Source organism: Gordonia iterans (assembly GCF_002993285.1).
Taxonomy (GTDB): Bacteria; Actinomycetota; Actinomycetes; order Mycobacteriales; family Mycobacteriaceae; genus Gordonia; species Gordonia iterans.
On sequence record NZ_CP027433.1, the window covers coordinates 2788733 to 2808584 of the forward strand.

Annotated in this window: 18 protein-coding genes; 7 read left to right on the forward strand and 11 right to left on the reverse strand. The window is 70.8% G+C overall.

Annotation, left to right across the window (positions count from 1 at the left end; translation table 11 throughout):
* Positions 1 to 69 precede the first annotated feature (69 nt).
* The 7 genes from C6V83_RS12770 to C6V83_RS12800 all read right to left on the reverse strand — a co-directional run bounded on the left by C6V83_RS12770 (position 70) and on the right by C6V83_RS12800 (position 7920).
* Positions 70 to 2178 carry a UDP-N-acetylmuramoyl-L-alanyl-D-glutamate--2,6-diaminopimelate ligase gene (locus tag C6V83_RS12770; protein WP_105943932.1) on the reverse strand — a complete coding sequence of 703 codons (2109 nt, stop codon included), beginning with the start codon at positions 2176 to 2178 and terminating at the stop codon, positions 70 to 72.
* A gap of 134 nt (positions 2179 to 2312) precedes the next feature.
* Complete coding sequence (locus tag C6V83_RS12775) at positions 2313 to 4160, reverse strand: peptidoglycan D,D-transpeptidase FtsI family protein (protein WP_105942711.1); 1848 nt, start codon at positions 4158 to 4160, stop codon at positions 2313 to 2315.
* A gap of 22 nt (positions 4161 to 4182) precedes the next feature.
* A complete protein-coding gene (locus C6V83_RS12780; protein ID WP_105942712.1) occupies positions 4183 to 4920 on the reverse strand; it encodes a hypothetical protein in 738 nt (245 codons plus the stop codon).
* On the reverse strand, positions 4917 to 5942 hold the full coding sequence (rsmH, locus tag C6V83_RS12785; RefSeq protein WP_105942713.1) for a 16S rRNA (cytosine(1402)-N(4))-methyltransferase RsmH: 1026 nt from the start codon (positions 5940 to 5942) through the stop codon (positions 4917 to 4919). Before rsmH ends, C6V83_RS12780 begins: the two co-directional genes overlap by 4 nt.
* Before the next feature lie 188 nt (positions 5943 to 6130).
* The gene (gene mraZ / locus C6V83_RS12790) at positions 6131 to 6568 is read right to left on the reverse strand and encodes a division/cell wall cluster transcriptional repressor MraZ (protein WP_105942714.1); all 438 of its coding nucleotides are present in this window, start codon (positions 6566 to 6568) and stop codon (positions 6131 to 6133) included.
* A gap of 379 nt (positions 6569 to 6947) precedes the next feature.
* A complete protein-coding gene (locus C6V83_RS12795) occupies positions 6948 to 7346 on the reverse strand; it encodes a DUF3040 domain-containing protein (RefSeq protein WP_105942715.1) in 399 nt (132 codons plus the stop codon).
* 127 nt (positions 7347 to 7473) lie between these two features.
* The gene (locus tag C6V83_RS12800) at positions 7474 to 7920 is read right to left on the reverse strand and encodes an SAV_6107 family HEPN domain-containing protein (RefSeq protein WP_105942716.1); all 447 of its coding nucleotides are present in this window, start codon (positions 7918 to 7920) and stop codon (positions 7474 to 7476) included.
* Positions 7921 to 8182: 262 nt separating this feature from the next.
* Between C6V83_RS12800 and C6V83_RS12805 the strand changes: the two genes are divergently transcribed.
* A complete protein-coding gene (locus tag C6V83_RS12805) occupies positions 8183 to 8851 on the forward strand; it encodes a GNAT family N-acetyltransferase (RefSeq protein WP_105942717.1) in 669 nt (222 codons plus the stop codon).
* On the forward strand, positions 8848 to 9705 hold the full coding sequence (locus C6V83_RS12810; protein WP_407646165.1) for an LppM family (lipo)protein: 858 nt from the start codon (positions 8848 to 8850) through the stop codon (positions 9703 to 9705). The genes C6V83_RS12805 and C6V83_RS12810 overlap by 4 nt, the downstream gene beginning before the upstream one ends.
* 64 nt (positions 9706 to 9769) lie before the next feature.
* On the opposite strand, the gene C6V83_RS12815 is transcribed toward C6V83_RS12810, so the two are convergent.
* Entirely contained in the window at positions 9770 to 10729 is a 960-nt protein-coding gene (locus C6V83_RS12815) for a methylenetetrahydrofolate reductase (RefSeq protein ID WP_234353719.1), read from the reverse strand.
* Between the two features lie 127 nt (positions 10730 to 10856).
* Between C6V83_RS12815 and C6V83_RS12820 the strand changes: the two genes are divergently transcribed.
* From C6V83_RS12820 to C6V83_RS12835, 4 genes are read left to right on the forward strand one after another with little or no spacing between them, the layout of a single operon-like run.
* Entirely contained in the window at positions 10857 to 11975 is a 1119-nt protein-coding gene (locus C6V83_RS12820) for a polyprenyl synthetase family protein (protein ID WP_234353720.1), read from the forward strand.
* Positions 11976 to 12002: 27 nt separating this feature from the next.
* Complete coding sequence (crtI, locus tag C6V83_RS12825) at positions 12003 to 13526, forward strand: phytoene desaturase family protein (protein ID WP_105942720.1); 1524 nt, start codon at positions 12003 to 12005, stop codon at positions 13524 to 13526.
* Positions 13527 to 13569: 43 nt separating this feature from the next.
* On the forward strand, positions 13570 to 15165 hold the full coding sequence (mptB, locus tag C6V83_RS12830; RefSeq protein WP_199832658.1) for a polyprenol phosphomannose-dependent alpha 1,6 mannosyltransferase MptB: 1596 nt from the start codon (positions 13570 to 13572) through the stop codon (positions 15163 to 15165).
* Between the two features lies 1 nt (position 15166).
* Complete coding sequence (locus C6V83_RS12835; protein ID WP_234353721.1) at positions 15167 to 16195, forward strand: phytoene/squalene synthase family protein; 1029 nt, start codon at positions 15167 to 15169, stop codon at positions 16193 to 16195.
* A gap of 111 nt (positions 16196 to 16306) precedes the next feature.
* Here the strand turns inward: C6V83_RS12835 and C6V83_RS12840 are convergent, their stop codons facing one another.
* Positions 16307 to 16675 (reverse strand): Rv2175c family DNA-binding protein, encoded by a 369-nt coding sequence (locus C6V83_RS12840; protein ID WP_105942721.1) that lies wholly within the window; start codon positions 16673 to 16675, stop codon positions 16307 to 16309.
* 97 nt (positions 16676 to 16772) lie between these two features.
* Here C6V83_RS12840 and C6V83_RS12845 point away from each other — a divergent pair, with 97 nt between their 5' ends.
* Positions 16773 to 18071, forward strand: coding sequence for a protein kinase domain-containing protein (locus C6V83_RS12845; RefSeq protein ID WP_105942722.1), 1299 nt, complete (start codon positions 16773 to 16775; stop codon positions 18069 to 18071).
* Between the two features lie 26 nt (positions 18072 to 18097).
* Here the strand turns inward: C6V83_RS12845 and C6V83_RS12850 are convergent, their stop codons facing one another.
* Both C6V83_RS12850 and C6V83_RS12855 read right to left on the reverse strand, forming a co-directional pair.
* Complete coding sequence (locus tag C6V83_RS12850) at positions 18098 to 18442, reverse strand: hypothetical protein (protein ID WP_105942723.1); 345 nt, start codon at positions 18440 to 18442, stop codon at positions 18098 to 18100.
* Between the two features lie 5 nt (positions 18443 to 18447).
* Positions 18448 to 19842: a class II 3-deoxy-7-phosphoheptulonate synthase gene (locus C6V83_RS12855; protein WP_105943935.1), complete on the reverse strand. Its 1395-nt coding sequence runs from the start codon at positions 19840 to 19842 to the stop codon at positions 18448 to 18450.
* Between the last annotated feature and the right edge of the window lie 10 nt (positions 19843 to 19852).

Here is a 19852-nt window from a genome sequence, read left to right on the forward strand (position 1 = left end):
GGGCGCGCGCGAGGGCTACCGTCGGGTATCGGTCAGAGACATTGTGCCGGGTGCGCGGTCGTCGCACGCTCACAGGGTCTGCACCACCACGTCGAGCGCCGGATCGGCGGACCAGAGCGCCAGCAACTCCTCGATCAGGCCGGCGCCGCCGGCCGCCAGCACCAGGTCGCCCGAGCGCGGTGCGTCCGGGGTCCCAGCGGTCTCCCGCAGCGCCGCGACCAACTCTCCTGCATCGGTGTAGAACGCCGCTTCGTCACCCCAGGAGCCTTCCTGGATGGCACCCTGATACAACGCCCGGATCACTCTGGTTCCGCCCACCGCCAGGGTACGGTCGACCGCCAGCCGCACCGCCTGCCTGCCCAGCAGATCGTGCTCGATGCACCGGGCGTTCTCGTCGGTCGCCTCGTCCGATCCGAGCTCTCCGAAGATCGCCCAGGTACGACGTCCCGCCGACGAATCCGAGCCCGGAGTGCGGTGGGCGCTGCCGATGCCCAGATCGGCGGCGCGCGCCACCGCTTCGCGCAGCAGCCGCCGCGCCTGGCCGACAGACGCGCGCTCCTCGACGGTCGACACTGTCAGGATCGTCAGGGGCGCGCCCGCGCCGGGGCGCCGTCCGGACTCGGCACCGGGCTCGGGCGCAGCGACCCGTTCGGCCAGCGCGGCGGCGAGCACCTCGCGGTCGTCGAACGGCAGCTTGCGACCGTCGATTTCCTGCCCGGTCTCGTGGCCCTTGCCCGCGACGAGCACCACATCGCCCGACCCGGCCCACTGGACCGCGGCGGTGATCGCCTCGGCGCGGTCTCCGATCTCCAGGATCTCGGCGGTCCGCCGCTGTTCCGGAGGCACCGAGTCGGCGCCCGACCGCACCGCCGCGCGAATGGCCGACGGGTCTTCCGAACGCGGATTGTCGTCGGTCACGATCACCAGATCCGCGCCTCGCGCCGCCGCGGCGCCCATCAGCGGACGCTTCTCGGTGTCCCGGTCGCCGCCGGCCCCCAGCACCACCGCGATCCGCCCGGCGGACGGGCCCGACAGCGTGGCCAGCACCGCTTCGACCGCCGCCGGCTTGTGGGCGTAGTCGACCAGCGCGAGAAAGTCCTGTCCCCGATCCACCTTCTCCAGCCGTCCCGGCACCGCAACCAACGGCAGTCCGCCGACCGCGACGTCGGTCGGCACCCCGGCCGCGGCCGCCAGCGCCACCGCGAGCAGGGCGTTCGCGACGTTGTAGGCGCCCGGAAGGGGCACCACCATGACGTGCTCGGCGCCGTCGGGCGAGCGCACCACCACGGTCTGCGAACCGGCTTCGGAGACCTCCACCTCCGCGGCGACGGACCAGTCGGTCCCGCCTGCGGTCGACACCGTCACGACCTGTTCGGCGCTCGAACGCGCGATCGTCGCCATCTGCTCGCCCCAGACGTCATCGATGCAGATCACCGCGGACGCCGCACGCACCGGCGAGGCGCCGTCGAACAGCTGCGCCTTCGCCGCGAAGTACTCGTCCATGGTCGGGTGGAAGTCGAGATGATCCTGCGAGAGGTTGGTGAACCCGCCGACGGCGAACCGGCTGCCGGCGACCCGGCCGAGAGAGAGCGCATGGCTGGACACCTCCATCACGACGGTGTCCACGCCCCGCTCCAGCATCACTGCCAGCAGCCGCTGCAGGTCAGGCGCCTCCGGCGTCGTCAGCAAGCTCGGCACACGCTCACCGTCGATCCGGATCTCGACGGTGCCGACCAGGCCGACCACGCGGCCGGCAGCGCGCAGGGCCGCCTCGGTGAGATAGGCCGTCGTCGTCTTGCCCGACGTCCCGGTGATGCCGATGAGCGTCAGGCGGGCCGAGGGGTCGCCGTACACGCGGGCCGCGACTGGACCGAGGACCGCGCGCGGGTCGTCGTGCACCAGCACCGGGACGTCGGCGGTGGCCGGATCGGCGCGCAGCAGCTCCAGTCCGGTGGCATCGGTCAGCACCGCGACGGCACCGCCGGCGAGCGCCTCCGCCGCAAACTGCGCACCGTGGACCCGGTTCCCGGGCAGCGCGGCGAACAGGTCGCCGGGGGCGGCGTCCTGCGCCCGCAGGGTGGCGCCGAGGACGGCGCGATCACCGCCGACCAGCTCGGCCCCCGCCAGACCGGCGAGTTCGGTCAGGTCTGCTCCCACCGGCCGTTCCGGCCGTACCATCTCCGCCACGTCTCACGCGTCCTCACGTCGCTGGGGTCTGTTACGAATGTCCCTCCGGGCCGCGTTCGACGACCCTCCGGGCCGGCCGTCGCAGGCCCGGTCCGCTCGCCCAGCTTATGCCGCCCGCACGCGGCCTATGCTTCCAGCTTCACGCGCGGGGCCGGAGCGGCCGACCGCGGCACCTGGTCGTGCTGAAGCAGCCAGGCGCCGATCGTGCCGAAGAGCGGCGCCGCCGACTGTCCGCCGCTGCCGTCCGAACTCCGCGTCGGGTTGTCGAGCATGATGCCGATCACGTAGCGGGGATCATCGGCCGGTGCGATCCCGGCGAAGGTGATGTTGTAGCTCGATTGCGAGTAGCAGTTGCACTTCGGATCCACTTGCTGGGCCGTGCCGGTCTTACCCGACGTCTGATAACCCTCGATCGCACCCTTGGCGCCGGTGCCGCTCTGCACTCCCGTCGGATCGTCCTGCATCACCGCGCGGAACATCTCACGGACGGTCTTGGCCGTCTGCGGGCTGACGACGCGCACCTGCTTCGGCTCGCTGAAACCCGCGCCGCGCTCACCGTCGACCGGGACCAGGATCCGCGGCTCGATGCGCAGGCCGTCGTTGGCTACGGCCTGGTACATGGCCGTCATCTGCAACAGCGTCATCGACAGACCCTGACCGATCGGCAGGTTCGCGAACGAGCCGCCCGACCACTGACTCAGGGCGGGGACCGAGCCGGCACTCTCGGCGGGCAGCCCGATACCGGTCCGCTGCCCGAGTCCGAAGGCGGTGAGCATGTCGGCGAAGCGCTTCTCACCCACCTGCTGGGCCAGCATCAAGGTGCCGACGTTCGACGACTTCCCGAAGATCCCGGTGGTGGTGAACGGAACGACACCGTGCGCCCACGCATCTTTGACCGTGATGCCCGACATCCTGATGTCACCGGGCACCCGGTGGACCGTGTTCGGCGTGGTCAGGCCGTGCTCGATCGCGGCCGCAGCGACCACGAGCTTGTTCACCGAACCCGGTTCGAACGGCGAGGTGACCGCACGGTTGCCCAGGTCGGCATCCTTCTGCTCGGAGAGCGGACGAGCCGCGTTGAAGGTGCTGTCGTTGGCCATCGCCAGCACCTCGCCGGTTCTGGCGTCGAGCACCACCGCCGAGGCGTTGTTGGCGCCGGACTTCCGCTTCGCCTCGTTGACCTGTGCCTGCACGAACCACTGGATGTCCGAGTCGAGCGTCAGACGCACCGTCTTCCCGTCGATCGCCGGGTGCACATTGCGCTTGCTGCCCGGGATCACGGCGCCGTCGGAGCCGCGGTCAAAGGTCTCGGTGCCGTTCATCCCGGCCAGGATCGGGTCGAGGGACGACTCCAGGCCGATCGCCCCGAGGCCGTCGAAATTCACCCCGCCGATCACATTGGCCGCGAGCGAGCCGCCCGGGTACAGGCGGATCGCCTGCGGGTCGGCACCGACCTCGGGGAACTCGCGGGTGATCCGGTTGGCCGTCTCCACGCTGACCGAGCGCGCCAGGTAGACGAACTGCTGGTCCGAGCGCAGCTTCTCCAGCAGATCGTCCGGCGAGATCGACCCGCCCAGCCCGGCGGAGACGCCGTCGGCGATCTCCCGCAGCCGGGTCTCGACGTCGGGCAGTTCCGGCTTCTTCTCGTGCTCGTCGGCGATCGCCTTGCGCACCGCCTTCGGCAGGAAGGTCAGCGAGCGGGCGTCACCGGTGTACGCGAGCGGCTTGCCGTTGCGGTCGAGGATCGCACCGCGCTTGGCGTACAGCGTGACGGTGTCTTCGCGCTGCTGGGCCGCCTGCGCGGACAGCGTCGGCGCATCGATGACGTTGACGTACACCAGCCGTCCGGCCACCGTCAGCGCGATCACGGCGGCGAACACCGTCAGCAGCCGGGTGCGCAGCACGAATCGCCGAGCCGGGAGATCGGCGCCGACGCGGGCGGGAGCAGCAGCGGGACGACGGGGAGCGGTCATGATGACTCCATCCTCTCCTCGATCATCGACTGCGGCGGGGATTGGCGCCCGGCGTGGCGGCACCCGGCGGCAGCACGTTGGGCGCAGGCGCCTGGCCGGCGGGCGGCGTGGTCAGCGCGGGCGGCGGCGTGTCGCCGGCCTCGGCGGACTCGGCAGGCCCGGCATCCGTGGGCTGGTCCGACGACGGCGCCGGGTTTCCGTCCAGGCCCCCGGAGTCGTCGACCTTGCTGGCGTCGATCTCCTCGGCCGGGTCGGGTGTCGGGTTCAGGGGCGGCAATGTACTGCCCTCGGCCGGAACCAACCGACCCTTGAGTCGGGCCTTGCCGTCCGCGCCGACCACCAGCTGGGGGGCCGGCGAACCTTGAATCATCCCGAGTTCGCTCGCCTTGCGCGCCAGTTCGGCCGCCGAGTCGCCGGCGTCTGCGGTGTGCTTGAAGCTGTCGCGCTTCTCGGTGAGCTCGCGATTGCTCTGCCGGAGCGACTCGAGCGAGTACGAGTCCTGCGCCGCTTTGGTGGACAGGTACAGGGTGAGCCCGAGTGCGCCGATCACCAGCAGCACGATCGGCACGATGAACGGCACGTCGGACAGCCCGGACAGCGCGCCCGCCGGCTGCGTCGGCGCCGGCTGCGCGGCGCGCCGCGGCCGGCGGCCGGCGCTGGCCCCGGACTCCGCACGCGCGGCGCCGGCCGACGAGCCGTCGACGCCGATCGTGCTCCGGCGAGTGCGTACCGTGGTCCGGCGATCGTCGAGCAGTGTCATCGCCGGTTCCCTTCATCAGAGTCTGGTTCGATTCGGTCTGGTTCGATTCGTTCGATGGCCCGTACCCGGACCGGATTGCTGCGCGGGTTCTCGGCCCGCTGGCGTTCATCGGCCTGCTCCGCCCCGCGGGTCACCAGGACGAACTTCGCCGCCGTGCCGGGCAGGTCGACGGGCAGGCCGGCCGGGGTGGTGTTGCGCACCGCTTGAGCGAAGTCGCGTTTGACGATGCGATCCTCCAGCGACTGGTAGCTCATCACCGCCAGCCGTCCGCCGACGGCCAGTAGTGCGAGCGCCGCCGGAACCGTGGCGCGGAGCGAATCGAGCTCCCGGTTGACCTCGATCCGAAGCGCCTGAAAAGTCCGCTTAGCGGGATGCCCGCCGGTGCGCCGGGTGGCTGCGGGAATGGTCGCGTACAGCAGTTCGACGAGGCGCCCGCTGGTGGTGAACGGCTCCTGCTGGCGCGCCCGGAGAATCGCCGAGGCGATCTTGCCGGCGAACCTCTCCTCGCCGTACTCGCTGAGGATCCGGGCCAGGGCACCGTGATCGTAGGTGTTGAGGATGTCGGCGGCGGTGAGGTCGTCCTCGGTGTTCATCCGCATGTCCAGGGGCGCGTCCGTGGCGTAAGCGAAACCACGTTCGGCCTGGTCCAACTGCATCGACGAGACTCCGAGGTCGAGGAGCACCCCGTCTACCTCGGCGAGGCCGGCGTCGGCGGCCACCTCGCCGATCTCGTCGTACCGGGCGTGGTGGAGCACCACTCGCTCACCGAATCCGGCGAGCCGCTCGCCGGCCGTGGCCAGCGCGTTGTCGTCTCGGTCGATCCCGTGCACCGTGAGGCCCGGCAACCGGGTGAGGAACATCTCTGAGTGACCGCCCGCACCCAGGGTTCCGTCGATCAGCACCGCCCCGGCACCGTCGGGCGCGGAACGAGTCAGCGCCGGAGCGAGCAGCTCGAACATCCGGTCCGCCATCACCGGGACGTGCCCGTAATCGCCGGACGGCGTGGAAGGCTGTTCCGTCATCACTACTCCCCTGCGGTTCGCTGTGCGGTCGGGGGTCTGGCCGGGACGCGAGCAATCGTCCGGCGCGGGAACTGACACTGCGGTGAGGCGGGGTCCCCGCCCGAGTCGCACCTGACGTTGGGGAAGTACGCCAGGGTCGGCCGGGCTGAGGCCTCGCCTCACCGCAGCGGTCCAGTTCTTCATTTGTCTTAGAGAATCGCGTCCAGCGCGGCGGAGCCGCCGGCCGCGAAGGCCTCTTCGTGGGCGGCCTCGTAGGCTTCCCAGCGCGCCGCGTCCCAGATCTCCAGGTGGTCGTACTGTCCGGTGACCACGCATTCCTTCTGCAACTGCGCCCAGTCACGCAGCCCGGCGTTCAGATGCACGCGCCCCTGCCCGTCGAGCACCTGCTCGTCGGCGCCGGCCATCATCAGCCGAACGTAGGCGCGCGCCGCCGGGTCGTTGCGCGATGCCTCGTTCGCCTTGGCCGCGGTCTCGTCGAACTTCTCCGCGGGATACACCGACAGGCTGTGATCCAGGCCCTTCGTGACCACGACACCTCCTGACAATGCGTTGCGGAACTTCGCGGGCAACGTCAGCCGCCCTTTGTCGTCGAGCTTGGGCGAGTAGGTACCGACGAAGCCAGCCACGCCGTCACCTCCTGCCCGGGCATCGGGCGGGGACTTTCCGGATCCCCCCGGCCGATGTGCACCACACTACCCCACTTTCCTCCACTTTCCATCCACTGCGCCCCACTCATCCACCACACAGCACTATTAGTGCAGGTTGACGCGATTTTCACAGCAGTCATTCGCGCGTCGGCAGGCGCGTCCCCGGCGCGTCACGATCGAGATCAGTGAGTCTAAATCCATCTCAAGTGACTGGTGGGACATCGATATGAGTCATGGTGGGGCAAAGTGGGTGACCGGGGTGGGGCGCGGTGGGGGATGCAAAAACGGGGCCGCAGTCTCGTGGAGACTGCGACCCCGTTCGGGTGTCGCGAGCGGCTTCAGGCCGCCGAGTGGACGGTCAGCGACCGTCCTGATCGAATCGCTTGTTGAAGCGGTCTTCCATGCGTGAGGAGAACGAGCCCTTCTCCGGCACCTTCTTGCCCTCGGCACCGAGCTTCTTGGCCGACAGCGACGAACCGCCGCGCGGTGCGAAGATCAGCAGCAGACCGCCGCCGAACATCACAAAGAAGCCGACCAGACTCACAATCGGGAAGTCACCGATCCGCACGTCGACCATGATCCCGCTGACCAGGAGGGCGAGTCCGACCAACAGCAGCAGGGCGGCCTGCCACCGGCGCCGCGCATCCGGGCGCCCGACGCGCTGCTTACTGACGCTGGAGACGAACTTCGGGTCTTCGGCGTACAGCGCGCTCTCAATCTCATCGAGCATTCGCTGCTCATGCTCCGAAAGCGGCACCGCGCTCCTCCCTCACTGTCAGTGCGTGCCGGCGACGAATCCTCGTCGACGGCCTATACGTCCATAGTAGAAGCTCTACCGGCGCGCGACCACCATTACCCGCCGGAAGACCCACCGGAGCCGCGCCTCAGGCTCCCAACCTGCGCTCCGAGCGCGTACTCCCGCCCAATCGGCCCTGCTCGTACGCGAGCAGGCTCGCGTCGGCGGCGTCGAGGAACTCCGCCGCCCGGCGCTCGACGCGGGCGCACAGGGTGTCGTCGACCTGACGAACCAGCCCTGCCTCGACACGTGACCGCATCCGCGACAGTCCACCGAAATACTCGGCGAGGTCGGCGTACTGCGGGGCGACCGCTTTGATGCGGCTCCACGCGTCCCGGGCGTTCCGCCTTCGGCGTACCGGACCCGGCGGTTCGTACAGGGCCAGCACCGCCCCGGACGCCCGGATGGCGGCGAGATAGAACTGCCGGAAACGCTCGGCCCCGTCGTCGGTGACCCGGGAAGCCTCCTCGAACAGCACCTCGGCCCGTTCGAGCAGGTCCCGGCTGCGGTGCACGACATGTGGATCGACCGTCATGATCGCGCCACCTCCTTTCGTCAAGGAGAACCTCTCACGACCCACCGACAATTCCGGTCGGCGACGAAAGCGGCGGCGGTCCGGTGTCTTCCCCACCGGACCGCCGCCTTTCATCGAACATTTGTTCGATACTGGCCAGAGTAGCCCGGACACCTGGACCGGGGCAAGTCCAGATAGTCTCTGCGCACACGCACGATTCGCTGCGCCCGCGGCGCCCCGGTCACCCGCCGGAGACGAGTGCGCGGACCCGAGGTGCAGGACGATGTCGACACGGCTGATCGAGCTTCCCGCCGCCGATGCTCATCGGTGGCTCGAGCCCGCCGTGCACACCTACGTCACCGCCATGCGGTATCCCCGCGGTACCGAGTTCAACCGGATCGGCCTCTGGCGCGACCACCTGAGGAGACCGGGCTGGCGGGCGGTGGCGGCGATGCAGACCGCCTCGTCGATGGATCTCCTTCGGACGACGTACTCTCGCCTGCGCATCGAGGCCCCGTGGACCGGCGACCACGAGATCCTGGTGGGCATCGCGTACGGCTACACCGGGTATCCCGATCAATGGTGGAACCGGCAGCTGCGGGCCGGGCTGGCCGGCCGCGGAGTTCCGCGTGCGCAGATCGACGCGATCGCCTCGGACTACTTCGAACTCACCGAGATCCACGTCCATCCGCTCGCCCAGGGGCGCGGTGTGGGACACGCGCTGCTGACCGGTCTGCTCACCGGACGCGCGGAGTCCCGGGTCCTGCTCTCGACTCCGGAAGTCCAGGGCGAGAACAACCGAGCATGGGCCCTGTACCGGCGCCTCGGCTTCACCGACGTCTTGCGGCACTTCACTTTCGCCGGCGATCCACGGCCGTTCGCGTTCCTCGGCCGCACCCTGCCCCTGCCCGACCAGCCTCCCCCGGACTGTCCGCCGACTCTGGCACGATGACAGGCGTGTCTTCCCTCGCTCGCCTTCCGGTTCTCGCCGCCGTCGCGCTGCTGACGCTCGTCCCGCTGCTCAGCGGTTGCCTGACCCGCTCGGAGAACGTCGGCGATCAGTTCTCCGGCTCCATCGTGGTCGCGGCCACACCGGCCAGTTCACCGTCGCCGCCGACCTTCGACATTCCGGCCTCGATGTCCGGGTCGATCGCGGTGACCGAGTTCCCCGGCGACGGACCCGCCCGGAGGGGCGACGACCCGGAGTCCCCTGCCGCCGGGAAGAACGGTTCCCGGATGACCTTCTCCAACCTGACCGCCGGACAGTTCGGCCAGCTGGGTGACATCGTCTCCGGCGCGCTCGGCAACGGCGCGACGGTCGACTTGAGCGCCACCCGGAGCGGCGACATCGTTCGGCTGCGCGGCGGGGCGGCGCTCACCGGCCTCACGCCGCAGAACGACTATCTGGCCCTCACCGTCGACTTCGGCGGACCGGTCGTGGCGACCAACGGCGAACGCGCTGGGGAGAACTCGGTGAGCTGGATCCCCGAACCCGGCCAGAACGCCGACTTCAACGCCGATGCCGAGTATCCGGATCCGGCTACCGCCGCACTGCCGAGCTGGACCTGGTTCATGGTGCTGCTCTGCCTGGCCGTCGTCGCGCTCGTCGGCGCGCTGGCCTACCGATTCCGCGATCGCACACCGCGCTACGTCGCACCGCGCCCGGACTCCGGCTCCCCCGGGCCCGGCCTGCTGGGCACAAGGTTCTTCCGACGCAGCGGTTCGGCTGAGGGCGGAGACGACGCCGAGTCGGCCGACGGCGACTCCGCGGATCGGCGGCAGCCCGCGAAGAACCGAACAGACTGACAGCGGGCGGGCTGGTCGTTCCCCCGCGGGGCGCTTGCCGCGGGGCGCTCACCGGGCGGGTGCGTCAGGCCGGCGTCAGGGCGCCGCGGGTGTCGACGCCGATGCGTTCGAGCACCTCGCTGGTGGCGCGGGCGAAGTTGAGGCTGCAGAAGTGCAGGCCCGGCACCCCTTCGGAGATCAGCCGCTGCGACATCTCGGTGCACAGGTCGATACCGACCGCGCGCACCGCCTCACGGTTCTCCTCGGGCCCGTCTCCGGCGGCAGCGGCGAGGCGATCGGCGACAGCTGCCGGCAGGACGCTGCCGGAGAGCTCGACCATCCGGCGCACGCTCGCCAGCGAGGTGATCGGCATGATCCCCGGGATGATCGGCTTGGCACCCTGCTCCGGGTCGGCCGCCACCACCCGGTCGCGCAGACGCAGATAGTGCTCCACGTCGAAGAAGATCTGCGTCACCGAGTACTCGGCGCCGGCCCGCAGCTTGCGGACCAGATTGCCGGTGTCCGCGGCGAGGTTCGGGGCGCGGTGGTGGCCTTCCGGGAACGAGGCGACGCCGGTGTGGAACTCGCCGAGCGAATTGATCAGTTCCACCAGCTGATTGGCGTACTGGACGCCCTCCGGGTGGGCCACCCACTCGCCGAGCGGATCCCCGGGCGGGTCGCCGCGCAGTGCGAGCAGGTTGGTGATGCCCTTGTCGGCGTAGGCGCCGACCAGCCCACGCAGTTCGTCCACGCTGTGATCGACCGCGGTCAGATGTGCGACCGTCGTCAGCGTCGTCGACGTCGCCAGCTCGCCCGCGATGCGGACGGTGCGGTCCCGCGTCGAACCGCCGGCTCCGTAGGTGAGCGAGACGAACGCCGGGTTCATCCGCTCGAAGACCCGCACGGCATGCCACAGGCGAGCCTCCTCGTCCGCCGACCGCGGCGGGAAGAACTCGACGGAGAAGGGCACGGGCCCGCTGTGCGGAGCGGCCAGCCGCTCGACGACGGTCGGCTGCCCGGCGGATTCGGCGGAATGAGCAGTCACGCGCCCGATGTTACGGGCCGAACGCCGCGGGGAGCGATTCGCCGAACGAGTTTTGTGCAAGCCTGCGAAGGGTATTGACTGCCCCGGCCCGGATCCGCTAGCGCTGCCGCTCGGTAGGATTGCCCGCGTGTTGAGTCAGCAGCAGGTGCCCCGCGCCGTCGAAGGCGTCCTGCGGGACTACTTCGACGCCACCGCGACCGCCCTGGACGAGATCTCCCCGGTCGTGACCCAGGTCGGCGACGCCCTCGCCGAGTTCGTCTTGGGCGGCGGCAAACGCATCCGGCCGCTGTTCGTCCACGCGGGCTGGCGCTGCGCGCTCTCGGCCGGTCCGCCGGACGAACGCCCGGATCCGGCGCGCACCGAGCCGCTGATGCTGCGGACCGGGGCGGCGATCGAGCTGATTCAGGCGTGCGCCCTGGTGCACGACGACATACTGGACCGCAGCGACACCCGGCGCGGCAATCCGACCGTGCATCGTCGTTTCGAGCGGCTGCACGACGATCTCGCCTGGTCCGGCGAAGCCGCCCACCACGGCGTGTCGGTGGCGATTCTGCTGGGCGACCTCGCGCTCGCCTGGGCCGACGATCTGGTCCACGGCTACGCCCCTGCCGGTGCGAGCCCGGCGACCGGCCCGGCCGGGATGCCGTTGCCTGCGGCCGCGGGGACTCTGTGGTCCCGCATGCGCACCGAGGTCCTCGGCGGACAACTGCTCGACATCACGAACGAGGTGTCCGGCGACGAGTCGGTCGACGCCGCCTACCGGGTGATGGAGTACAAGACCGCCGCCTACACCGTCGCGCGCCCGCTGGAGATCGGTGCGGCACTCGGCGAGGCGCCCCGGGAGTTGTCGGAGTCGCTCCGCCGGATCGGCACCGGTCTCGGCCTCGCCTTCCAATTGCGCGACGACGTGCTCGGCGCGTTCGGCGATCCGGCGCAGACCGGCAAGCCGTCCGGCGACGACCTGGTCTCGGGTAAGCGCACCGTGCTGGTCACCGAGGCGCTGGCGAGCTCGGTACCGGCCGTCGCCGCCGACCTCCGCGGGTTCCTGGGCCGGTCGCTGTCGGACGACGAACTGTCCGAGGCACGCGAGATCCTCACCGGCTCCGGCGCGCTCGCCGAAGTCGAGGCCCAGGTCGACGGGCACCTGACCGTCGCACTCGACGAGATCGACGCCCTGCCGGTCGACGCGGCCGCGCGCGACGACCTGCGCGCGCTGGCCCGCCGCATCGCGCACCGGCACACCTGACAGCCCCGCCGAACCCCGAGAGACTTCATGACCCCCGCTCCCCACGTCGTCGTCGTCGGCGCCGGCCTCTCCGGCCTGGCCGCGGCCGCCCGCCTCCGCGGACGCGGCTACGAGGTGACCGTCGTCGAGGCGACCGACGCCCCCGGCGGCCTGGTCCGCACCGAGACCGTCGACGGTCACCGGTTCGACACCGGCGCCACGATCCTCACGATGCCGAGCCTGATCGTCGACCCCCTCGTCGCACTGGGTCTGGACCCTGCCCAGGCACTCGACCGCCTCGCACTGCGCCCGGTGGATCCCGGTTACGTGATGAACTACGCCGACGGCACGTCCCTGGCCGTGCCGCACGATCCGGCGCGGATCCCGGAGGCCGTCGCCGACGCCTTCGGTCCGGCGGCCGCCCGCGGCACCCGGGAGCTTCTCGACTGGTTACGACAGGTGTACGACGCCGAGTTCGACGTGTTCATCGCCCGCAACTTCGACGGCGTCCGCGATCTCACCGGCGCCCGGACGCGCCGCGCCGCGCTGCGCCTCGCGAGCCTGCACACCCTCGGCGGTCTGACCGGCGCCGTCGCCCGATTCGTCGACGACGAGCGCGTCCAGCGCGCTTTCACCTTCCAAGCGCTCTACGCCGGAGTGCCGCCGCACCGGGCCCGCGCCATCTACGCGATCATCGCCGACATGGACATCGGCCGCGGGCTGTCCGCTCCGGCCGGGGGCATGGGTCGGATCGGCCGGGTGCTCGCCGACGCCCTCGCCAAGGCAGGTGTCACGTTCCGGTACGGCACCCTCGCACGCGGCCTGCCCCTGCGCTCCCCGCACGCGGTGCACGGAGTCGACGTCGACGGCGAGACGATCCCCGCCGATGCGGTGATCGCCACCGCCGAACGGGATGCGGTGGCCGCGCTGATCACCGGACGGCCTCGCCGGCGCCTGCGGCCCGCCCGCCGTCTGCGGTACTCGCCGAGCGCGGTGGTCGCCCACGGCGTCGTGCCGGTCGGGACCACCGAGGCCTGGCGATCGGGCCATCACACCCTGGACTTCGGCGCGGCCTGGACGCAGACCTTCGCCGAGATCACCGGGCGGCGGGGCCGGCCGATGAGCGACGGCTCCTTCCTGGTGACCCGCAGCGCGATCAGCGACCCGGAGACGTTCGTCTCTGACGGGCTGGAGTCGATCTCGGTGCTCGCACCGACGCCGAACCTGGAGAGCGCGGCACTCGACTGGGATGCGGTGGCCCGCCCGTACGTCGCCGAGGTGCTGGCCGAGCTGGCCCGGCGCGGATATCCGGGCGTCGAGCGCATGCGGGTGCTGCGCGTCGACCATCCACGCACCTGGCAGCGCGCCGGACTGCCCGCCGGAACACCGTTCTCCGCGGCCCACACCGTCGGCCAGACCGGTCCGCTCCGGACCCCGAACACCTGGCCCGGGATCGGCAATCTCTTCCTGGCAGGCAGTGCCACCGTGCCCGGCGTGGGCATTCCACCCGTCCTGGTCTCCGGAGGCCTGGCCGCCGACCGCGTCGATGCGTTGCTGCGGCCGACCAGGTGAGGCCCTCCGCGCTCCCGCAGGGCGGCCTGCGAGAATGACCGACATGCGCGCGCTGACCCGATCCCGGCCGGACTCCCTGCGCGGTCGTCTCCACCCCGACGCGGTTCTGGGATTCCTGGGCTCACTGATGTTCAGCGTCGGCACGTACGGGCTGGCCGACATCCCCCGGAACGACTCGACGCTGGCCGACCTCGGCCTGGCCCCCTTCACCTACGGTCACGGCAAGACCCTGGCGTGGCTCGTCTTCTGGGGCGGCGCGCTCCTCATGGTGATCGCCTGGGTGCGGATGGGCCGGGCCCTCGACACCCCGTCGGGTCGCCGGACATCCGGACGCGCCCCGCTGGACCTTCGCCGCGCGCGCTGGACGGTCGGCGCCTGGGCCGCGCCCATGGTCTTCGCGATCCCGGTCTTCAGCCGAGACGTCTACGCGTACCTCGGCCAGGCCATCGTCCTCGCGGAGGGGTTCAACCCGTATCTCGACGGTCCCGCCCATCATCCCGGGCCCGCCGTCGACAGCATGGCCCAGATCTGGGCGCCGACCACGGCGCCGTACACGCCCGCGTTCCTGCTCCTCGCCCGCGGCGTGGTCGGAGTCACCGGCGAGAACGTCTGGGCCGGCGTCTTTCTGATGCGACTGGTGCTGCTGGTCGGCCTCGCCCTGTGTCTGTGGGCGCTGCCCGCCCTGGCGACCCGGTTCGGCGCCTCACCCGTGATGGCGCTGTGGCTGGTGCTGCTCAACCCGATGCTGCTGGCACACCTGGTCGCCGGCCCCCACGTGGAACTGCTGATGATGGGCTTCCTCGCGGCCGGAGCGGCCGTCGCCGCGCGCGGACGCCCGGCTGTCGGACTGCTGCTGCTCGGCATCGCGGCGTCGATCAAGATCACCGCGGCCATCGCGATCCCGTTCGTGTTCTGGATGTGGCTGGATCAACTCCGCACCCGGCGGCCGGTGACCCCGCGCGACCGTGCCGGGGTGTTCGCCGCCACCGCGCTGATCCCCGCGGCGGTCTTCGGGGCGTTCACTCTGCTCCTCGGGCTCGGCGTCGGCTGGCTGAACGGCCTTTCCTGGGCGTCGCGCATCATCAATCCGTTCAGCATCCCGACGTTCGCCGGGCACGTGGTCACCTACGTCGCCGCGCCCTTCCGCGTGTGGAACCTGCAAGAGGTCCTGCCGGTGACTCGTGGCATCGGTTCGGTGGTCCTGGCCGTCCTGCTGGTCTGGCTGTGGTGGCGGTTCCGCGCGGACACGCGTTCGGCGGTCGCGGGCGCGGCCTGGGCGATGCTCGCCGTCCTCCTCTTGGAGCCGTCCACCCTGCCCTGGTACTACGTCTGGACGCTGGTGCTGGCCGTGGCGTTCCCGCTTCCCCTGTGGGTGCGACAGATCGTCGTCGGGGTGAGCGTGTTCTTCCTGATCGTGTTCCAGCCCGACGACTCGATCCTGTTCTACAAGCCGTTGGAGACCGTGATCGCCCTGGCCCTGGCCGTGCTCGCGGCGGTCTCCCTGGGGCGGCGAGATCCGCTTCGCCTGGACGCCCTCCGGCGCTGGGCGTTCGCCCTCGACGCCCCGGATCGGGCGCGCGGCGCCCACGCCCAGGCGTCGCCGGGGCGGACGTCCGCGTCGTCCGACGACGGTTCCTGACGTGCCGGACAAGACCGTGTGGAACGGCGCGGGTCCCGACACCGCGGAACGGCGACGTCCGGCGGAGGTGAGTGCCGCCCGCGGCTATGCACTCGCCCGGAGCATGACAGCATCCGCCGGCCGCACCTACTACTCGGCCTCGGCGCTGCTCCCGGCGGCCCACCGGCAGGGGGTGTTCGCCCTCTACGGCTTCGCCCGGATGACCGACGACATCGTCGACGCGCCCGGAGGCGATCCGGCAGCGCAGGTGAGCGCCCTGGACGCCGTGACCGCCGGGCTCGACGCGGTCCTGCACCGGCGAGCCACGAACAGCGGCCGGCCCGCGCCCGCGGAACCGGCCCGGCCGCCCGCACCTGCCCTCTCGTCCGAACAGGAGAGCCTGCTCGCGGCTCTGGCCGACACCGTGAACCGCTTCGGGATCGATCCCGCCACCTTCGGCGCCTTCCTGCACTCGATGCGCATGGACCTGCCGGGCACCGCCGAGTTCCGCAACCGCTACGCCACCCTTGCTCAGCTCGCGGAATACACGTACGGGTCCGCCGCGGTGATCGGGCGGCAGATGCTGCCGATCCTCGGCGTCCCGGCCGCCCGCGCCGACTTCGGCGAGATCGCGGCCGGCGCCGAACTGCTCGGCGAGGCGTTCCAGCTGACCAACTTCCTGCGCGACGTCGGCGAAGACCTCGACCGCGACCGGATCTACCTGCCGCTGTCCGAACTGGCCGCGTTCGACGTCGACGAGGAACGACTGCGTGCGGACCGGGCCCGGCGGCGCACAGGCCGCGCACTGCGACGCGCCCTCAAGCATCTGATCGCGCTCAACCGAGATCAGTACCGGCGCACGACACCGGCGATCGCCGCGCTTCCGCGCCGGTCTCGCCCGGCCATCGCCGCCGCGGCCCGTTCGTACAGCGACATCCTCGCCGAGATCGAAGGCTCCGACTACCAGATCTTCGCGCGGCGGGCCGTCGTACCCGGCCGACGGCGCCTGCGCCACGCGCTCCAGTCGGCGGTCACGCTCGGACACCGATAGCCGCGGAGCACAATCCAGGGACTGTTCCGCGGATCGGCGCGGTGTGCGCGCGGATCCGCGGAAACAGGCCCGTGTGCCGCGCGGATCCGCGGAGTGAGATTCTGCGGAGTCTTAGAAGGCCTGCGCCTGCGCGCGGCGGATCACTTCGCGCGCCGAATGCGAGTGCAGCGCCTGCGCCGGGCACATCCCCAGATCGTCGTACTCGGTGAAGAACCAGGCGAGCGCCTCGTCACGCGTGTACCCGCCGTCGAGCAGGATCGTCACCAGACCCTCGAAATGCTTGGCCAGGTGGCCGTCGCCGGAGAAGAAGAGGGCCGGGATCACCGGCTGGCCGTCTCGGGACGCCGCGAGCAGATGATGGTCCCGGATCAGCGTCCGGATCCGGTTCGGCGAGACGCGGAGGCTGTCGGCGGCCTCGTCGAGCGTCAGCACCTCGGCGTCGTCGGGAAGGATGCCGATGGACAGCGGAAGGGAACTCACGGTCGTTGACACTACCAATCCCGGCACCGCCCCCGCGACACCCGAAACCGGCCCGGGGTCACCGACGCGCCGCGCGGATCAGGGTAGATTCGCCCTCGTGAGCTCCCCCGACGATCCGCTCCTGGGCCGTGTGCTCGAGCGGCGCTACCGGATCGACGCGCCGATCGCGCGCGGCGGCATGTCGTCGGTCTACGTCGGCACCGATCTGCGGCTGGGCCGGCGGGTCGCCGTCAAGGTGATGGATGCGCGCTACCTCGGCGACCCGCAGTTCCTCCGCCGCTTCGAGTTCGAGGCGCGCGCGGTCGCCGGGCTGAGCCATCCCGGCCTCGTCTCCGTGTACGACCAGAGCATCGACGGCGACATCGCCTTCCTGGTGATGGAGCTGGTGCGCGGGGGCAGCCTGCGCGAACTCCTGCGCGAGCGCGGCCCCATGCCGCCGCACGCGGTGGCCGCGGTGGGTCTGCCCACGCTCGGCGGTCTGGGCACCGCGCATCGGGCCGGCCTGGTGCACCGCGACGTGAAACCGGAAAACGTCCTGATCTCCGACACCGGCGACGTCAAGGTCGCCGATTTCGGTCTCGTCCGGGCCGTGGCCGAAGCGGGAGTCACCTCCGCCAGCATCATCCTCGGCACCGCCGCCTACCTCTCCCCCGAACAGGTCAGCTCCACTCAGATCGACGCCCGCAGCGACGTCTACTCCGCCGGGGTGCTGTTTTACGAGCTGCTCACCGGACGGCAGCCGTTCCGCGGCTCCACCCCGCTCGCCCTCGCCTACCAGCGGTTGTCGTACGACGTCCCCGCGCCCAGCGACGTGATTCCCGGCGTGCCGCCCCAGATCGACGACATCGTGCTGCGCGCCACCGAGCGCGACCCGGCACACCGTTACGCCGACGGGTTCGCGATGCAGCACGCACTGCTCGACGCCATCGACGACCTCGGGCTGCCCCCGTTCACGGTGCCGGCACCCCGCCGGGCCTCGGCTCGGGTCACCTCGGCGATCGCACGCCCGATCGCCCCCGCACGAGCCGACCGGCAGCACGATCCCGCACCGGGGCACGACGAATACAGCGAGGACGACGACTACGACGACGACAGGGACGAGAACGGGAGGGACCAGTACGGCGGATACGGCGACCCCCACGATCGAGATCCGGCTGACGCCTACCCCGGCGACCATCCCTTCGAGCGAGACGATCCCGACCGCGCAAGCCCCGGACGCCGGTTCGGCGGACCCGGGCGGCCCGCTCTCGACGACGACCTCGGCGAACCGCTCTTCGACGAGTCCCCGCACCTGGCGAGCGGCGTGACGGTCGTCGTCTGGATGATCGTCGTCCTGGCCGTCGCCGGTATCCTGGCCGGTGCCGGCTGGATGGTCGGTGCCCTGCTCGTGTCCTGAAGACGTTCGTGTCCTGAGGAGCTCGGCTACGCCTCGCCGAGCGGCCCGGTCCCCACGAGCATCATCACGACGAAGGTCACCGCCAGCACCAGGATCCCGGCGAGCAGGAACACGCTGGACCAGCGTCGCCACACGCACGCCCCGATCACCGCGCCGACCGTCACCAGCCCGCCGATCGCGAGCGCCGTCAGGCCGCGCCCGAAGTACTCCCAGGCCTGCTCGCAATACAACCCGCAGATCGTTGTGGAGAGGAAGTAGATCACGGTCAACAGCCCCAGCGCCGCCGACTCCAGAGTCAGCAGCACGCCGCCGGCGATCGTGAGCCACCGATTCCACTTCGGCCATGCATCGGGTGCCGAACCCGCGGTCATGAGTGTCAGCCGCGCAGCATCTCGGCGACGAGGAAGGCCAGTTCCAGCGACTGCTGCGTGTTCAGACGGGGGTCGCAGGCGGTCTCGTAGCGACTCTCCAGATCGAGATCCGACAGATCCTGTGCGCCGCCGAGGCACTCGGTGACGTCTTCGCCGGTCAGTTCGATGTGAATGCCGCCCGGATGTGACCCAAGAGCGCGATGCACTTCGAAGAAGCCCTGCACCTCGTCGACCACGCGGTCGAAGTGCCGGGTCTTGAACCCGTTCGACGCGGTATGGGTGTTGCCGTGCATCGGGTCGCACTGCCAGATCACCTTGTGTCCGGTGGCCTCGACGGCGGCGATGATCGGCGGCAGCACCGAGCGCACCTTGTCGTTGCCCATGCGGGCGACCAGGGTGAGGCGGCCCGGACGGTTCTGCGGATCGAGCAGCTTCACGTACTCGACGGCCTGCTCGGGCGTCGTCGTCGGACCGATCTTGACGCCGATCGGGTTGGCGATCGTCTTGGCCAGCGCGATGTGGGCACCGTCGAGCTGGCGGGTCCGCTCACCGATCCAGAGGAAGTGCGCCGACAGGTCGTACAGGACCGGATCGTCGCCGCCCTGCGGGTCGTCGGCGAGCCGCAACATGGCGCGCTCGTAGTCCATCACCAGCGCCTCGTGGGAGGCGAAGATCGATGCCGACTCCAGGCTCGAGTCGTGGACTCCGCACGCATCCATGAAGCGCAGGCCCCGGTCGATCTCGGCGGCGAGGGCCTCGTAGCGCGCACCGGCAGGCGAGGTCCGCACGAACTCCCGGTTCCAGTCGTGCACGCGCGCCAGTCTCGCCTCGGAACCGGTCAGCGCACGCACCAGATTCATGGCCGCCGCGGCGTTGGCGTACGCGCGCACCAGGCGCGACGGATCGTGCACGCGCGCAGCGTCGTTCGGCTCGAGGCCGTTGATCATGTCGCCGCGGTAGCTGAGCAGGCCCAGGGAATCGGTGTCCGAGGACCGCGGCTTGGCGTACTGACCGGCGATCCGCGCCACCTTCACCACCGGCAGGCTGGCCCCGTAGGTCAGCACGACCGCCATCTGCAGCAGCGTGCGGATGTTGGCCTTGATGTGCGGCTCGGTGTTGGCCGCGAAGGTCTCGGCGCAGTCGCCGCCCTGCAGCAGGAACGCCCGGCCCTGGGCCACCTCGCCGAGCTGACCGAACAGGTTCTCGACTTCCGACGGCATGCAGATCGGCGGCACCGACTCCAGCACGGTCCGCATCTTGCGGGCCTCTTCCGCCGGCCAGCTCGGCTGCTGCAGCGCCGGGCGGGAGATCACATCCGCGAACTCGTCGGCCAGCGCGCCCGGCAACGGGGGCAGCTCCGGCAGTTCGTCGATGGGCACGTCTACGGTCCAGTTCACCACGGGCTCCACA

Bases quoted from the DNA above. Each gene is read 5' to 3' on its own strand.
- C6V83_RS12770 (WP_105943932.1), bottom strand. From the start codon at position 2,178: ATGGTACGGCCGGAACGGCCGGTGGGAGCAGACCTGACCGAACTCGCC.
- C6V83_RS12775 (WP_105942711.1), bottom strand. From the start codon at position 4,160: ATGACCGCTCCCCGTCGTCCCGCTGCTGCTCCCGCCCGCGTCGGCGCC.
- C6V83_RS12780 (WP_105942712.1), bottom strand. From the start codon at position 4,920: ATGACACTGCTCGACGATCGCCGGACCACGGTACGCACTCGCCGGAGC.
- rsmH (WP_105942713.1), bottom strand. From the start codon at position 5,942: ATGACGGAACAGCCTTCCACGCCGTCCGGCGATTACGGGCACGTCCCG.
- C6V83_RS12800 (WP_105942716.1), bottom strand. From the start codon at position 7,920: ATGACGGTCGATCCACATGTCGTGCACCGCAGCCGGGACCTGCTCGAA.
- C6V83_RS12805 (WP_105942717.1), top strand. From the start codon at position 8,183: ATGTCGACACGGCTGATCGAGCTTCCCGCCGCCGATGCTCATCGGTGG.
- C6V83_RS12810 (WP_407646165.1), top strand. From the start codon at position 8,848: ATGACAGGCGTGTCTTCCCTCGCTCGCCTTCCGGTTCTCGCCGCCGTC.
- crtI (WP_105942720.1), top strand. From the start codon at position 12,003: ATGACCCCCGCTCCCCACGTCGTCGTCGTCGGCGCCGGCCTCTCCGGC.
- mptB (WP_199832658.1), top strand. From the start codon at position 13,570: ATGCGCGCGCTGACCCGATCCCGGCCGGACTCCCTGCGCGGTCGTCTC.
- C6V83_RS12850 (WP_105942723.1), bottom strand. From the start codon at position 18,442: ATGACCGCGGGTTCGGCACCCGATGCATGGCCGAAGTGGAATCGGTGG.